13 protein-coding genes and 2 tRNA genes are annotated in these 15,994 nt (G+C 65.1%); 10 read left to right on the plus strand and 5 right to left on the minus strand.

Annotated elements, in window-relative coordinates; translation table 11 throughout:
- Positions 1–5: 5 nt before the first annotated feature.
- Positions 6–842: an SGNH/GDSL hydrolase family protein gene (locus ACPFL9_RS07295; protein ID WP_426006708.1), complete on the minus strand. Its 837-nt coding sequence runs from the start codon at positions 840–842 to the stop codon at positions 6–8.
- Positions 843–919: 77 nt separating this feature from the next.
- Between ACPFL9_RS07295 and ACPFL9_RS07300 the strand changes: the two genes are divergently transcribed.
- The gene (locus ACPFL9_RS07300; RefSeq protein WP_426006710.1) at positions 920–1,567 is read left to right on the plus strand and encodes an alpha/beta hydrolase; all 648 of its coding nucleotides are present in this window, start codon (positions 920–922) and stop codon (positions 1,565–1,567) included.
- A gap of 12 nt (positions 1,568–1,579) precedes the next feature.
- Here the strand turns inward: ACPFL9_RS07300 and ACPFL9_RS07305 are convergent, their stop codons facing one another.
- Complete coding sequence (locus tag ACPFL9_RS07305) at positions 1,580–1,810, minus strand: RNA-binding S4 domain-containing protein (protein ID WP_426006711.1); 231 nt, start codon at positions 1,808–1,810, stop codon at positions 1,580–1,582.
- A 23-nt stretch (positions 1,811–1,833) separates the two neighbouring features.
- Here ACPFL9_RS07305 and ACPFL9_RS07310 point away from each other — a divergent pair, with 23 nt between their 5' ends.
- From ACPFL9_RS07310 to ACPFL9_RS07350, 9 genes are all read left to right on the plus strand, one after another.
- Complete coding sequence (locus ACPFL9_RS07310; protein WP_426006713.1) at positions 1,834–2,838, plus strand: DMT family transporter; 1,005 nt, start codon at positions 1,834–1,836, stop codon at positions 2,836–2,838.
- Positions 2,839–2,916: 78 nt separating this feature from the next.
- Complete coding sequence (locus ACPFL9_RS07315; RefSeq protein WP_426006714.1) at positions 2,917–4,302, plus strand: glycine--tRNA ligase; 1,386 nt, start codon at positions 2,917–2,919, stop codon at positions 4,300–4,302.
- Between the two features lie 2 nt (positions 4,303–4,304).
- On the plus strand, positions 4,305–5,267 hold the full coding sequence (locus tag ACPFL9_RS07320) for a GNAT family N-acetyltransferase (RefSeq protein ID WP_426006716.1): 963 nt from the start codon (positions 4,305–4,307) through the stop codon (positions 5,265–5,267).
- A gap of 36 nt (positions 5,268–5,303) precedes the next feature.
- Positions 5,304–6,776, plus strand: a complete 1,473-nt coding sequence (locus ACPFL9_RS07325) for a YibE/F family protein (RefSeq protein ID WP_426006717.1) — start codon at positions 5,304–5,306, stop codon at positions 6,774–6,776.
- 47 nt (positions 6,777–6,823) lie between these two features.
- Positions 6,824–8,005 carry a tRNA dihydrouridine synthase DusB gene (gene dusB / locus ACPFL9_RS07330; RefSeq protein WP_426006718.1) on the plus strand — a complete coding sequence of 394 codons (1,182 nt, stop codon included), beginning with the start codon at positions 6,824–6,826 and terminating at the stop codon, positions 8,003–8,005.
- A gap of 62 nt (positions 8,006–8,067) precedes the next feature.
- Positions 8,068–9,384, plus strand: a complete 1,317-nt coding sequence (locus ACPFL9_RS07335; RefSeq protein ID WP_426006720.1) for a deoxyguanosinetriphosphate triphosphohydrolase — start codon at positions 8,068–8,070, stop codon at positions 9,382–9,384.
- 34 nt (positions 9,385–9,418) lie between these two features.
- A complete protein-coding gene (gene dnaG / locus ACPFL9_RS07340; protein WP_426006721.1) occupies positions 9,419–11,311 on the plus strand; it encodes a DNA primase in 1,893 nt (630 codons plus the stop codon).
- A 51-nt stretch (positions 11,312–11,362) separates the two neighbouring features.
- A tRNA-Asn gene (locus tag ACPFL9_RS07345) sits at positions 11,363–11,435 on the plus strand.
- Positions 11,436–11,550: 115 nt separating this feature from the next.
- A tRNA-Asn gene (locus ACPFL9_RS07350) sits at positions 11,551–11,623 on the plus strand.
- An 81-nt stretch (positions 11,624–11,704) separates the two neighbouring features.
- Here ACPFL9_RS07350 and ACPFL9_RS07355 read toward each other — a convergent pair.
- Genes ACPFL9_RS07355 through ACPFL9_RS07365 form a run of 3 tightly spaced genes read right to left on the minus strand, consistent with a single transcriptional unit; the run spans position 11,705 to position 15,978 of the window.
- Positions 11,705–12,112, minus strand: coding sequence for a hypothetical protein (locus ACPFL9_RS07355; RefSeq protein WP_426006722.1), 408 nt, complete (start codon positions 12,110–12,112; stop codon positions 11,705–11,707).
- 46 nt (positions 12,113–12,158) lie between these two features.
- Positions 12,159–13,442: an alpha/beta hydrolase gene (locus ACPFL9_RS07360; RefSeq protein ID WP_426006723.1), complete on the minus strand. Its 1,284-nt coding sequence runs from the start codon at positions 13,440–13,442 to the stop codon at positions 12,159–12,161.
- A 37-nt stretch (positions 13,443–13,479) separates the two neighbouring features.
- Positions 13,480–15,978, minus strand: a complete 2,499-nt coding sequence (locus ACPFL9_RS07365; protein ID WP_426006724.1) for a bifunctional lysylphosphatidylglycerol flippase/synthetase MprF — start codon at positions 15,976–15,978, stop codon at positions 13,480–13,482.
- Positions 15,979–15,994 lie beyond the last annotated feature (16 nt).

The raw sequence follows: 15,994 nt of genomic DNA on the forward strand, positions 1-15,994 counted from the left end.
CCTGCCTAGCCGCGCGGCACCATGGTGCTGCCGGGTCCGAACACGGGTCCCGGCGTCGGGCGCTTGGGTGAGATCCCGTCCCCTGAAGACTGGTGGCGCAACCGGCGGATCACCCACGGCACAAAGTACTCCCGGGCCCACACCAGATCCGAGGAACGCGCCTCGCGCCACGTCCGCGGGGGGAGTGGCTTGGGGCTCAACGGCTCCAGGGCGTGCGGAACGTTCAGTGCTTCGAGGACCATCATGGCGATGGTGTGATGCCCCAGGGGCGAGAAGTGGAGGCGGTCTTCGTCCCACATCCGGACATCTGCCAGCTGCCTGAGCGACCACATGTCAGCGATGATGGCGTCGTGCCGCGCGGCCACGGTGCGGAGGTTTTCGTTGTAGATGGCCACCTTGCCGCGGATGCGGCCCAGTACGGACGACGCGGTGTCGGGCCCGTTGAACAGCACCACGGTGGCGCCCCCGGAGCCCAACTGCCCGACGGCGGCATCCAGCTTCTCTGCCAAAAGGTCGGGATCGCCCCCGGGCCGGATGAGGTCGTTGCCACCGGCCGAAATGGAGACGAGGTCGGGCTGCAGCTCCAGGCAGGGGCCCACTTGCTCGTCGATGATCTGCTGCAGAAGCCTGCCCCGGATGGCGAGGTTGGCGTAGGCGAAGTCTTCGTGGCCGCGGCCCAGCTCTTCGGCTACGCGGTCAGCCCATCCCCTGAAACCACCGGGGTTCTGCGGCTCGGGGTCGCCGATGCCTTCGGTGAACGAGTCTCCCAGCGCTACGTATCGGCTCCAGGGATGCTTTTGGGCCGGGTCGTCCGGCCGGACCAATGAATTCACGTCACTCACGCTTCTCATCCTGCCTCTAACCTGCCAACCTACGCGACCGTAGGTTGTTACCAGCGGGTAACTGCAAGAATAGACCCATGACTGAAGCCGTTGCATTCCCCGCGCCCGTTGTTCTCTGGTCCCACGACGAGTCGGAACGGGAAGGCAAACCGCTGCTGGTCCTGCTGCACGGTTACGGTTCCAATGAGGAGGACCTCTTCAGCCTGGCCGGGCTGCTGCCTGAGGGATTCGTGGTGGCAGCGCTGCGGGCCCCCGTGCCCACCGGGCCCGGGTACACGTGGTTTCCGCTGACTGCATCGATCGAGTACTCACTGGATGCAGTCAAGCTGGCCGCCGGATACGCGCTCGAGTGGCTCGATACCGTCAAAGCGAACCATTCCTCGGTGACACTGCTCGGCTTCTCCATGGGCATGGCCATGGCCACCACCATGCTCCGCTACCGTCCCGCGGACTTTGCCGCCGTCGTCGGGCTTTCAGGTTTCGTGGTGGACGCCGCCGGCGACCCTGACTTCCGCGACGACCAACTTGATGGCAGTGTGCCGATGTTCTGGGGCCGGGACCAGCAGGACCCGGTCATCACCCAGGACAAGATCGAATACACCATGGGCTGGGTGCGCAAGCATGTGGACCTCACCAAGGTCCTGTACACGGGGATGTGGCACGGCATCAACCAGCAGGAGATCGGCCACGTGGGGGAGTTCCTCACCCACAAGGTGCTGGGCTAGGGGGATCCCGGGCTAGGAGTTGCCGGTAATCCGGACGGTCTGTCCATTGACGCTCACGGTGTCGCCGGCGTGGAGCTGGCGGCCGCGGCGTTCCTCGATGTCGTCGTTGACCTTGACCAGGCCGTTCTTGATGAGCTCCGTAGCCTCAACCCCGTCTTCCACCAGGTTGGCGAGCTTCAAAAGCTGGCCCAGGCGGATCATGTCGTCGCGGATAGGGATTTCTTCGATTTCGGGGTTGCTCATACAGCAATGATGCCTGAAGTAGTGTGGTGACAGTGCCGCAGCCTTCCCGTCATTCCAGCTTTCCGCTTGTCCTTGGCCTGCCTTTGGCCGTCCTGACGGGGCTGGTGCTCCCGGTGCAGGGACGCATCAACGGGGCACTGGCCACCAACCTTCATGACGGTATTACCGCCTCGGTGGTGAGTTTCACCATAGGCCTGGTGGTGATCGCAGCGATATCGCTCGCCACGCCCAAGGGCAGGGCCGGGCTGCAGCGCATTGTCCCGGCGGTCCGCAACCGAAGTTTCCCGCCCTTCTATGTCATGGCCGGCGCCGTGGGGGCGTTCTTCGTCTTTGCCCAGTCCTACACCGTGGGACTGTTGGGTGTGGCGGTGTTCACTGTCGCCACCGTGACAGGACAGACCTTGAGCGGACTGCTGGTGGACCGGTTGGGGATAGCTCCCGGCGGCAAGAGGTCCGTTACCGGCATGCGGGTGGCTGGCAGCATCCTCACCGTAGCTGCCGTCGCCTGGGCCGTGTCGCCGCGCCTGGGCGGCGTGTCCGACGTCGGAACCTTGCTTGTGCCGGTCATCCTGCCTTTGGCAGCGGGTTTCCTGATGAGCTTCCAACAGGCCATGAACGGAACGGCGACCGTGCACTATGGCACGCCCATTGCGGCCACCTTGGTCAACTTCCTCGCTGGTTCGGTGGTGTTGTGGATCGCCTGGCTCATCAAGGCCGCGGTCTCAGGTCCCGGGAATCCCTTGCCGGGCGAGCTGTGGTACTACCTGGGCGGGCCGTTGGGCTGTGTGGCGATCGGCCTGGCGGCCCTGCTGGTCCGCAGCCTGGGTGTCCTGGTGACCGGCCTGGGCATGATCGCCGGCCAGCTGGTGGGCTCCCTGGCGCTCGACGTCGTGATCCCCACCTCCGGAACGGTGGTCGCCTTGCCCACGGTGCTCGGTACGCTGCTGACCCTTGCGGCGATCGTTGTGGCCACTCTTCCATGGCCGAAAGGATCCTTCGCCGGAAGGCCGGCCGCCAAAGGCCGGTAGGCTAGGACACGCAGCTTCCTGCACAGTTCAAACCACCGCGGACCGCACCCAGCGGCCCTGTAGAAATATGGAGTACCCATGGCAGCAAAATCCGTCCTCGACCAGGTCATTTCCCTTTCCAAGCGGAGGGGATTCGTGTTCCAGGCCGGTGAAATCTATGGTGGCTCCCGCTCTGCCTGGGATTACGGTCCCCTCGGTGCTGAACTGAAGGAAAACATCAAGCGCCAGTGGTGGCAGTCCATGGTCCGTGGCCGCGAGGACGTCGTTGGCCTGGACTCCTCCGTGATCCTGCCCCGCCAGGTGTGGGAAGCCTCCGGTCACGTGGAGGTCTTCTCCGACCCCCTGGTGGAGTGCCTCTCCTGCCACAAGCGCTACCGTGCAGACCACCTCGAGGAAGAGTACGAGGAAAAGAAGGGCCGTCCAGCGGAGAACGGCCTGGCCGACATCGCCTGCGCCAACTGCGGTACCCGCGGCCAGTGGACTGAACCCCAGGAGTTCTCCGGCCTCCTGAAGACCTTCCTCGGCCCGGTCGCCAGCGAAGAAGGTTTGCACTACCTGCGCCCCGAGACTGCGCAGGGCATCTTCGTGAACTTCAACAACGTGCTCACCACGTCCCGCAAGAAGCCGCCGTTCGGCATCGGCCAGATCGGCAAGTCCTTCCGCAACGAGATCACCCCCGGCAACTTCATCTTCCGTACCCGTGAATTCGAACAGATGGAGATGGAGTTCTTCGTCGAGCCCGGCACGGACGAAGAGTGGCACAAGTACTGGATGACCGAACGCATGGCCTGGTACACCGGCCTGGGCATCCGTGAAGAGAACCTCCGCTTCTTCGAGCACCCGCTGGAGAAGCTGAGCCACTACTCCAAGGGCACCACGGACATCGAGTACCGCTTCGGCTTCCAGGGCTCCGAATGGGGCGAGCTTGAAGGCATCGCCAACCGCACGGACTTCGACCTCTCCACGCACGCCAAGGCCTCCGGCACGGACTTGAGCTACTTCAACCAGGCCACCAACGAGCGCTACACCCCTTACGTGATCGAGCCCGCTGCGGGCCTGACCCGCTCCTTTATGGCCTTCCTGATCGACTCCTACACCGAGGACGAGGCACCCAATGCAAAGGGCGGCGTCGATGTCCGCACGGTCCTCAAGCTCGACCCGCGCCTGGCCCCGGTCAAGGCAGCTGTCCTGCCCCTGAGCCGCAACGAGGACCTGTCCCCGAAGGCCAAGGCCCTCGGCGCGCAGCTGCGGAAGAACTGGAACATCGACTTCGACGACGCCGGCGCGATCGGCCGCCGCTACCGTCGCCAGGACGAGATCGGCACACCGTTCTGCATCACCGTGGACTTCGACACCCTCGAGGACCAGGCCGTCACCATCCGTGAGCGCGACACCATGAGCCAGGAACGTGTTTCCCTGGACAAGGTAGAGGCCTACCTGGCTGCCCGCCTGATCGGTGCCTAGCAGTGGCCCTCGAATACCGTGAGTGGAAGGAGGGCGACGATCTCGCCCTCCTGGAAATCTGGGGCGACCCGGAGACCCTGCCCGCGGAGCAGTTCCGCGCCGCATTGGCACCCTCCGGCAACCAGCCGTGGCGCCGGTGCATGGTGGCCGAGGACGTCGTGGACGGAGTCCGCATTCCGGTGGCCGCCGGCGTGGTCCACGAGGCGTCGCTGCATCCGGAGCGCCTGTGGGCCTACATCGAGGTTGCCAAGGACCACCGCCGCAGCGGCATCGGTGCCACGCTCCTGACCATGCTTCGCCGCGAAGCCGCCAACTCGCCGTCGGGCGTTTCAGCGCTCCGCAGCAAGGTGGAGCCGGGGACGCCCGGTGCCGCCTTCGCCGAGGCAGCCGGCCTGGGCCCCATCCAGCGCTCCCAGTTGGTGGTCGTGGATCCCGAGCCACTGAAGCTTCCGAGGTTCGGCGATGGCTCCGAAGAGGCCGCTTCCGAGCGGGTGGAGGACCTGGCTACCGGCTCGGTGGAGCTCAGCGACGTCGTGGGCCGGTACTACTCGGCCGTGCACCATTGGGACAGCCCCGGCGAGCTCAGCATTGCCACCGTCCAGCGGTTGTTCCTGCACGACCTCACCGGTGCCCACGGTGCGATCGTCCTGCGGGCGCTGAAGGCCAGCGCTTTCGGCCCTGGCGTGCCGGCGTCCCGGAAGGGCAGGATCCAGGCTTTCGCCATCAGTTATGCCCAAGGGAACTCCGAGGAGCCCTCGGATGTCTTCCTGGGTCATGATCCGGACCTCGCTCCCGGCGAGGCGGAATCGGCAGTGCGGGACCTGCTGGCGCTCATTGCCTACCAGCATCCCGTGCTGTTGGAAGTCGATGAGTCCATGGCGGCGCTGCGCTCCGTCCTGGCTCCGCTGCTGGAGTCCGGCAAGGCACACGTCCGCGGTGCTGACACGCTGATCGTGAGCGACTGACCCGCGTAGGGTTGAAAGCATGAGGTTTTGCTGCTGATGGGCCATGGTCACTCACACGGACAGCCGGAAGGCTCCGCGCCAACACCACAGGCGCTGGCTTCAAGGAAACGCGCCAACTGGCTGTTGGCGGCCGTCCTTGTCCCGCTGGGCGTGTTGACGCTCGTTGCCATGATCCTGATGTGGCCCTCGGGCAGCCGGGAAGGTATCTCGTTCGCGAGTCCCTACCAGGCTGCCCCGGGGGTGACCTTTGATACGGGCCGCATCCAAAGCGTAGTGCAGGAAAGCTGCATGCAGACGGGCCAGTCGCTTCCTGGACAGACCGACCCAAACCAGGGTGGCCAGCAGGCTGGCTCGGAATGTACGTTCGCCTTCACCGAGCCTGACAAAGGTGGCGATCCCGTCAAGGTCGTCATCAATCCGGATGTCGCCAAATCCCATGGCGTGGACGTGGGCGATTCCATACGGTACCTGAATCTCTCCGGGGTCCAGGGCGCCTCCCAGGGCAGCGGTGCGCCGGCCTACGTGTTTGTTGACTTCGTGCGCAGCGTCCCCATTGCACTGCTTGCCGTGCTCTATGCCGCCGTGGTCATAGCGGTGGCCCGGTGGCGCGGCTTCCGTGCACTGCTTGGCCTGGTGGGAGCGTACGCCGTGCTGGTCAGCTTCATCCTTCCCGGCCTGGTGGAGGGCAAGCCGCCGCTGCTGCTGGCCTTGGTGGGGTCCACCGTGATCATGATCGGGGTGCTCTACTTCGCCCATGGATTCTCGGCGCGGACCTCCACCGCGTTGCTTGGCACGATCTTCGGGCTCGGCATTACGGCACTCCTGGCGGCATGGGCCACCGATGCAGCCAACCTGGCCGGTGTGGGCGACCACGATGCCGCAACGCTGGTGAACATGTCCGGCAACATCTCGATCTCCGGCATCATTTTGTGCGGCCTCATCATCTCCGGCCTGGGTGTCCTCAACGACGTCACCATCACGCAGTCGTCGGCCGTATGGGAACTCTATGAACTGGCGCCCAACACCAGCGCGCGGAAGCTGTTCTCCTCGGCCATGCGGATCGGGCGCGACCACATCGCCTCCACCGTCTACACCATTGCCTTCGCGTACGCCGGGGCGGCCCTGCCGATCCTCATCATTGTGATGCTCTACGACCGGCCCCTGGACGAGGCATTGACCAGCGCTGAATTGTCCGAGGAAGTCATCCGCACCCTGGTTGGTTCCATTGGACTGGTCCTGGCCATCCCGGTCACCACCCTGATCGCCGTTTTGGTGGTCAAGGCCACCGGCATCCGGAACGCCGGGGACAGCGCTTCGGGCATCAGTCCCGACGACGTGGACGATACCGGCGCACTTGCCGCAGCGGCCGCCGTCGTGGGTTCGGACCGCGGGGAAACGCACGACGCCGGGGCGTCACCACAGGATTCATCGCCACCGGCCCGTCCGGGGAGCCGGCGCGCCCAACGGGAAGCGGAGCGGCGCAACCACGGCCCCAGCGGGACCACCTGAGAAGTTGCCCCGGATATCGATTTGCCTCCATTTGCGACAATGGACAGGTGACTGTCGTAGCAACGCCCCCTTCTCCCAAGCTTGAGCTTCCGCCACTGCAGCTGGGCGGGATCACCGTGGACACCCCCGTGATCCTCGCTCCCATGGCGGGCATCACCAACTCCGCTTTCCGCAGGCTCTGCCGTGAATACGGCGGCGGCCTGTACGTGGCGGAGATGGTCACCTCGCGCGCCCTGGTGGAACGGACACCCGAATCACTGCGGATCATTTCGCATGACGACGACGAGAAAGTCCGGTCAGTGCAGCTGTACGGCGTCGACCCCAAGACGGTGGGGGCTGCCGTCCGCATGCTCGTGGAAGAGGACCGGGCCGACCACATCGACCTCAATTTCGGCTGCCCCGTACCCAAAGTCACCCGGCGTGGCGGTGGGTCGGCCCTGCCGTGGAAGATCGACCTCTTCACCTCAATTGTCCGGACGGCGGTCAAGGAAGCCTCCAAGGGCGGCATTCCGCTGACGATCAAGATGCGAAAGGGCATCGACGACGACCACCTGACCTACCTGGAGGCCGGCCGGATTGCCCGCGACGCAGGCGTAGCCGCTGTCGCACTCCACGGCCGGACGGCCGCCCAGTTCTACTCCGGCCAGGCGGACTGGTCCTCCATTGCCCGCCTGCGGGAGGCCCTGCCGGACATTCCGGTCCTCGGCAACGGCGACATCTGGTCTGCCGAGGACGCAGTCCGCATGGTGCGGGAGACCGGCGTCGACGGCGTTGTGGTGGGCCGCGGCTGCCAAGGCCGCCCGTGGCTCTTCGGTGACCTGCAGGCGGCGTTCGAAGGCAGCGACCAGCGTCACCGGCCGGGCCTCCGCGAGGTGGCAGAAGGCGTGTACCGCCATGCAGAGCTCATGGTGGAAACGTTCGGCAACGATGAATACAAGGCGCTCCGCGAAATCCGCAAGCACATGGCCTGGTACTTCAAGGGATACGTCGTGGGTGGCGAACTGCGGGCCAAACTCGCTACCGTGCCCACGCTGGAGGTGCTGCGGGAACTCCTGGATCAGCTCGACCTTGACCTGCCCTATCCGGGCGTCGACTCCGAAGGTCCCCGGGGCCGGGCCGGGTCACCCAAGCGGCCGGCACTGCCGAAGGACTGGCTGGACAGCCGGCAGCTGAACGCCGAACAGAGCGCCGACATTGCGGCAGCGGAGCTGGACGTTTCGGGCGGCTAGCTGCACGCGTGCAAGACTGGCTCAGGAAGCACCACGCACGGCGCTTGAAGGAGGCAGAACCCATGGGAACAGAAGTGACGTTGGGCCGGAAGGATACCGGCAACGATTTTGTGCACGCGATTCCCGGCTACACGGAAGCAGATTCCGCACGGTGGGTTGAGGAGCCGCGCAAGAACACGTACCGGTCCGATTTCGAACGGGACAGGGCACGCGTCCTGCATTCCTCGGCCCTGCGCCGGCTCGGTGCCAAGACCCAGGTGGTCGCCCCCGATACTGACGACTTCGTCCGGACCCGGCTCACGCACAGCCTGGAAGTGGCACAGGTGGGCCGTGAGCTGGGGCGGTCCCTGGGCTGCGATCCTGACGTGGTTGATACCGCCTGCCTGAGCCACGACCTCGGCCACCCGCCCTTCGGCCACAACGGCGAGTCGGCCCTGAACGAGGTCGCCCATGCGATCGGAGGGTTTGAAGGCAATGCCCAAACCCTCCGCCTGCTGACCCGGCTGGAACCCAAAGTGCTGGCCGACGACGGCAGGCCGGCAGGACTCAACCTGACCCGCGCCAGCCTCGACGCTGCCTCCAAATACCCGTGGTCCGCCGTCGACGCCCCCGTCATCCACGGGCACCGCACCAGCAAGTTCGGCGCCTACGAGGACGACCTCCCGGTGTTTGAATGGTTGCGCGAAGGTGCGCCGGGCAGCCGTTCCTGCATCGAGGCACAGGTGATGGACCTGGCCGATGACATCTCCTACTCCGTGCATGACGTCGAGGATGCGATCGTGGCCGGACACTTCCAGTTGAAGTGGATGGAGAACCCGGACCACAGGGCCCGCGTGGTGGGGTACACCCGTCAGTGGTATCTCCCGCACAACGACCCCGCCGAGATCGATGCCGCACTGGCCCGCCTGGAGGCCACCCGGGTCTGGGTGCGGGAAGCGGACGGAAGCCGGAAGTCCATGGCTGCGTTGAAGGATATGACCAGCCAGTTGATCGGCCGTTTTTGCCAGAGCGCCATGGAAACCACCCGGGCGCATTTTGGACCGGCCAACCTGACCCGCTATGAAGCTGAACTCATGGTGCCGGAGGAAACGGTGACCGAAATCGCCGTGCTCAAGGGCCTGGCAACAACATTCGTGATCTCCACCGACCATCGCCAGCCCGTCTACGAAAGGCAGCGCGAAGTCCTGCACGCCCTGGTGGGTGTCCTGAACGCCACCGGCGACCGCCACCTGGAGCCGATGTTCGCTGCTGACTGGCGTGCCGCCGTCGACGATTCGGCCCGTCTGCGGGTGGTGATCGACCAAGTAGCGTCACTCACGGACGGCTCCGCCCTGGCCATGTACGAGCGCCTGGTGGGCAGCCTGCCGTCGCTGTGGTGACCAGCCGCCTGCCGCGCCGGATTAGGATGGTCTGGTGGCTGGCCTGATCAAACGTGAAGATATCGACGAAGTACGCCAGCGCACGGACATCAAGGAAGTCGTGGACGGCTACGTCACGCTCAAGAGTGCGGGACTGGGCAGCTTCAAGGGCCTGTGCCCCTTCCATGACGAGCGGTCGCCTTCGTTTACAGTCCGCCCCCAGGTGGGTCGCTACCACTGCTTCGGCTGTGGCGAGGACGGGGATGCCATCTCCTTCATTCAGAAGATGGACCACAGTTCCTTCCATGAGGCCGTTGAAAAGCTTGCCGCCCGGATCGGCTACGAACTGCGGTACGAGGACGGCGGTACCGGGCCCAGCCGGGAGGAAGTCGGCAAGCGCCAACGCCTTTTGGACGCCCACAAGATCGCTGACGAATTCTTCAGGGCCCAGCTGCTGACTCCCGGTGCAGCCGAGGCGCGCAACTTCCTGGATGGCCGTGGCTTCGACCGGGCCGCCGCCGAGCACTTCGCCGTAGGCTACGCTCCGCAGGGCTGGGATTCGCTGCTGAAGCATCTGCGGGGGCAGGGCTTTACGGATGCCGAACTTAGGCTGACGGGGATGTTTTCTGAAGGCAACCGCGGCATCTACGACCGCTTCCGCGGCAGGCTCATCTGGCCCATCCGCGATATTGCCGGAGACACCATCGGCTTCGGCGCCCGCAAGCTCTTCGAAGACGACCAAGGCCCCAAATACCTGAATACGCCGGAGACGACGCTCTACAAGAAGTCCCAGGTCCTCTACGGGATCGACCTCGCCAAGCGGAACATCGCCAAGGACCGCCAGCTGGTGGTGGTTGAGGGGTACACCGACGTCATGGCCTGCCATTTGGCAGGAGTCACGACGGCGGTAGCCACCTGTGGCACGGCGTTCGGCACCGAGCACATCAAGATCGCCCGGCGGCTGCTTTCGGACGACGGCACCGGGGGAGAAGTGGTCTTCACCTTCGATGGCGACGCTGCCGGCCAGAAGGCTGCCCTGCGCGCTTTTGAGGAAGACCAGCGCTTTGTGGCGCAGACCTACGTGGCGGTGGAACCCACGGGGGCGGACCCCTGTGATCTGCGCCAACTCAAGGGCGACGCTGCGGTCCGCGAACTGATCCAGAGCCGGAAACCACTCTTCGAATTCGCCATCCGCGCCTCGCTCCGGAAACACAATCTTGACACCGTCGAGGGCAGGGTAGCCGCCTTGCGGGAGGCAGCACCGGTGGTGGCCCAGATCCGCGACTCCGCAATCCGGCCGGCCTACACGCGGGAACTGGCCGGCTGGCTGGGCATGCCGATCGAGGACGTCAGCCGGTACGTTGGCGCTGCCGCCAAACGGGCTGCTGCCGGCGGCACACCTACCGGCTCTCCTGCCGGCGCCGTGGAACAAACGACGCCGCCGGCAGCGATGGGCGCAGCACCCTCTTTCCATCGACCGGACCCGCGGGACCCCGTGGCAGGGATGGAACGCCAGGCGTTGGAGGTTGTCCTGCAGGAGCCGGCTGTGCTGGGTGGGGGAGCATGGGAACGGTTCGAGGCGTCGCATTTCTCCACGCCTGCCTATGCCGCCGTGCACGCGGCGATCCGCGCCACCGGAATTGCCCAGGCGGCTGATCCGGTGTCCTGGGTTGAGCAGGTCCGGCAGGAGGTTCCGGAGCCGCTGCGTCCGTTGGTGTCCGAGCTCGCTGTGACGCCGCTGCCCGCCAGTACGCCCGAGGCCATGCAGAAGTACTGCCGGGACATCCTGGCCCGACTGTTTGAGCTGCAGATCACCCGCATCAAGGCGGACAAGATGGGCCAGCTGCAGAGACTGGATGCTGCTGCATTCCCGGAGGAGGTACAGCGGCTGCACCGCGAACTGATGGAGCTCGAAATCCAGCGCCGGGCACTGCGGCAGGACTCCTGAGCCTCGATTTCGTTTTCCGGCGGGAGCCTGTTAAGCTAATTACCGCTTCAATCCTCCGTAGCTCAATTGGCAGAGCATTCGACTGTTAATCGAAGGGTTACTGGTTCAAGTCCAGTCGGAGGAGCGCACAATTCCCCCGTTTCGGATCGCCGAAACGGGGGAATTTTTTATACCCCCTGGGGGTATCCGCACCGATTTCGTTTTCCGGCGGGAGCCTGTTAAGCTAATTACCGCTTCAATCCTCCGTAGCTCAATTGGCAGAGCATTCGACTGTTAATCGAAGGGTTACTGGTTCAAGTCCAGTCGGAGGAGCGCATCGAACCCCGTACCGGCACTGCCCGGTGCGGGGTTCACTTTTTGGTGGACGCCTCCGTCCCGCATACGGCTGCCGGCTCAGACGAAATCCATCTCAACCTGGAGGAACCTGGCGGCCTCGCCTACCGCGGCCACAAAGGCTTCCTGTTCGGTTGGCGGGGTTCGGGGTTCCCGGGGATGCCATTCGTGGGGCGCCGAATAGACGCGGGTGAAGCCACCGCCGGGCGGAGCGTAGAAAATGCCGAAGCGCTGGACCGGCCATTCAGGTGACGTCTCGGGGGCCACCAGCAGGGCGGCGTCGGTCTCCTGGTTGTACCACTGGGCGATGGGCCGGCGCCGGTCGTCCGTGAAGAGTCCTGCAGCATAGAGGGCCGCCGACTGGGGGCTGGTCACCGAGCACAGCCTGTCCCACCACAGCGGAAGGATGCGGTCATCCCGACGCTGCCACGGTGCCGGAAGCGGCTGCAGGTCTTGCCAATGTGGCACACCTCAACTTTATCGCCCGGCGGCGTTGCCGGACAGGGGAAGTACGCTATCGGGACAAGCCAAGCCGCGGGTAAAGCACCTCGAATCCCTTGGTCAGCCCGGCGTTCAAAGCGATGCCCACATGACCCCCGTTGGGTACCTCGTAGTAGGTCACGCTCATCCCGGATTCCCTGGCCGCAGCGGAGACTGCCTTTGCCGCGGCCACGTAGGTGACGTCGTCCGATCCCACGGTGAAGACTGCCGTGGTGTCCGGAAACTGCCGGCCCTTCATGATGTTGATTGGCTTTTGGGCGTCGTACGCCGCCTGGTTTCCGTTGAAGATGTCACGGAGGTTCCCGGCCGGGTCCTCGGCTCCCGGGTACTCTTCGCCCGAAATGTCCACCACGTTGCCCCACATCTGCGGATACTTCACGGCGAAGGAGATGGCGCACTGGCCGCCGTTTGAGTAGCCGGCAATGGTCCAGTGATCCCGGTCGGGGAGGATGTTCAGGTTGGCCTTGGCCCAGTTGACCACATCCACGTTGATGTACTTCTCCACGTTTCCGTACTTGGCAGTGTCCAGGCAGAGCGTATCGTTTTCGTCCGGCCCGATCTGGTCTGCCACGATCGCAATGGGCGCCAGGCCGTTGTTCCTGGCGGCGAAGTCGTCCAGCGCTGCCGAAACATACTGGGGATCAGGCAAGCCGGGTTGGCCCATCAGGAGCACGTACAGCGGCAGCCGCGGGGGATTGGCGGTCAGCGCTGCCGGCGGCAGGTAGATGCCGGCCGGTCGTGCCGTGAAACCAGACTCCGTGGCGGGGATGACTTGCGTGCCTGCTTCACCTTTGGCGGGCATGTTGGCCGGCGGCTGCCAGTTCTGCCAGAGGGGGCCGGAAGGTATCGTGGCATCCGGGTTCGGCTTGCTCAACTGGATGGCATCCTCAGTGGAAATTCCAAGCGCCGAACCCAGGGTCTTGTTGAGCCCGAATTCCGTATTGATCCCCAGGGCGGCCACCAGCAGGAACACCGGGATGGAGATGGCGGCAACAAGCTTTCGCCAACGCGGGCTGTGGCGGAAGCTGACCACGCAGAGGCCGACGGCCGCAAACCCCGTGATCGCCCAGAACCAGACCCTCGGCGTCAGCCCTACGTGGAAGACATCCCAGACGTCTTCCACGAGCCAGACGGTCAGCCAGCCCACGAGCGCGGCCACGGTAATTCCGACGACGCCTGTCACCACCCAGCGCGCCGACGGCCTAAGGAACAACACCAGGAAGAGGCCGGCGTCGACGGCGATGGCGATGCCCATGACGACGGGACCGCTGATCTCGATCTTCAGGAGGTCGTTCACGGTCGTTTCCCGCCGGTGAATCCACAGTGTCCGGTTCTCACACGGCCTGCTCCCGGGCCACCATCTGCCTCAGCAGCCCTGCGCTTTGGGCGGGAGACAAACCGGGCAGGTACGCCGAACCAACCGCCAGGCCGATGGAGGGAAGCGCCAACGGGTCCTGGTAGTACATGAACAGGGTCCGGTGCTGGGGTTGGAACCGCGACTTGAAGGCCGCCAGCGACTTGAAACCGTACATGGGCTCCAGTGCATTGCCGAGCAGCGCCAGGACCTTGTCCAGGGTGGAGTGGTCACCGTCGCTGCTGTCCGGGCCGGAGCCGGCCAGGGGCGAGCCTGACAGCGAAATTTGGGTAACCTCTTCCTTGAAGCGGTTCACGGCGGAGGCAATCAGAAACTCCATGACGCCCTTGAAGCCCGTTGTGCGCCGTCGCATGAAGTCCAAAGTCCACCCGGTGACCGTGCCGTTCGTGAAGACAGGGAGCCAGCTGGTGACCCCGTGGACCAGTCCGTCGTCGTCAACCGCGACGCAGCACAGTACTTCCGGGTCCTTGAGTTCGTTGAGTCCGCCGAGTGTAAATCCCATCTCAGGGAGCGCCTTGTCAGCCACCCACTCCTCGGAAATTTCCGCCAGTTGGGCCCTGGCACCGGGCGGCATCTCCGGGTAGCGGTACCAGTGGTCCCTGATGGACAACTTCCCGGCCCGGTTCAGGGCCGTGCGAACGTTTTGCCATTCCTTGCCCTGGAAGGTCATGGACTGGACGTTCAGCAGTGTTTCTTCGGCAACCTCCAGTTTGCGGAATCCGCGGGGCAGCAGCGGTCCGTCCAGGTCAGCGGTTGCCGAGTAGAAGCAGGGAATGAGGCCGAGGGCGGCGCAGTGCGCCAGAAAGCCCGTGGCCGCGGCTGCGTGGTGCTCCCGGGCTCCGAATGGGCCGGCCACCGTAAGTGCCACGCCGTTGTGCACCTGATAGGCCACCCCCGCAGAGCGGTCCGGTGTGAACCAGTACTGGTTGTTGTCCCAGAGGGCCATCCAGGACAACGTTCCGCCGCCTTCGTGGAGCAGTTCCCGGGCGTGGCCAAGGTCGGCGGCGGGATCCGTGGCACTGGAGCGGTACCGGCGGAAGTTGTTGAGGACCAAGATCAGGATGCACAACCAGATGACGTCCCCGCCCAGGCCGTAGATGACCGTACTCACCAGGCCCTGCGGCAGTTCCACAACGAACGGTACGGGAAAGGGAACCAGGATGTGCGTGAGCTGCCCGGCAAGGGCCAACAGCGACGAGCGGCCGGGGTTCCCCTCCAGGAACCAGAAGAGGACATACAGCAATATCGCTGCGACGGCCAGGACCAGGGACGTCCTGCCCAGCAGCCGGTAGCCGGCATCGCTGGACTCGACCTGGAACTTGTGGCGGTTGCCGGCCAGCAGCGCCGCAATAATCACCGGTGCCAGGAGGGCCGGCACTGCATACAGCAGCAGGTATCCCAGATCGTCACTGCCCAACTCGACCCCCGGATCGGTGGTGTATTGCAGGATCGACAACACAGTGACCACGGCCAGGTAAAGCTGAATGACCAGTGTCAGCCGGTAGGCGAGACGGCGCCCGCGGCGGAGTCCTTCGGCGCAGACCAGCAGCAACAGCACGGGAATCAGTGTCAGGATGGCAGCGCCAAAGCTCTGGACGCCCACCACGCTTTGCAGCGTGACGCAGCTGGAATCGTTGTCGCAGGCTTCTCTGACTTCGTCAGCCCCGGGACTGGCTTGGAGCATGACCTCCGAGACCACGGACAGCGGACCGATGTCCAGGGTCCCCGTAAGTTGCGTAAGCAGTGGACCAAGGGCAAAGACGCCCACCACGGTTCCCACCAGGAACCGGGTTTCCCGCAGGCTGGAGGAATGCAGGGAGGCGGCGCGGCGGCGAAGCACCCAGACCCTGAACGCCCAGCCCGCCAGGATGCCGATCACAGCTCCGGCAAGGGCCTGGAGCGTCTGGGCCACCCCAACGAACAGGGCAAACATCAACGTGGCGGCCAGCAGCCACGTCCTGAGGCGCCGGCGCCAAAGTGCCTCAAGTGCCGCCGTCGAGCATCCCAGGGCGGCTGCGGCGCCACCGTAGGCGCCCACCGCGTATTCACCGCCAAGGAAGCTGAGCCACTGGTCGCTGGCGTCGGTACCGAACGTCACCAGGGCCACCAGGACCAGGGCGCTGAGGGCGGCGCCGCCAATGAAGGCCGCAAGCGCCGGCAATGCGCCCATGGTGCGTTCGGCGATGCCCACGCCCACCAGGATGGCGGCGGAACAAGCGAGGTAGTCGAGCAGGGACGAGGCGAAGAATGATGAGCTGAGGACCGACCACCAGGGGCCAGGTTCGACGGCGAGCCCCAGCCCTACCTGCTCCAGCAGGTCCTGGCGTGGCCCGTTGAGGATGCTTCCGGTGGCCAGGCCGGAAATCCACACCACCGCCAGTAGTCCAAGCGTGACCGGGAGGCGTCGCACGCCCGGCAGCCCGCCGATCTTGCCCCTCAAGCCCACAGCCGCACTCATGTGCTGTCCCCTTCAC

This window comes from Paenarthrobacter sp. NyZ202, assembly GCF_049860755.1.
In the GTDB taxonomy this organism is placed as follows: domain Bacteria; phylum Actinomycetota; class Actinomycetes; order Actinomycetales; family Micrococcaceae; genus Arthrobacter.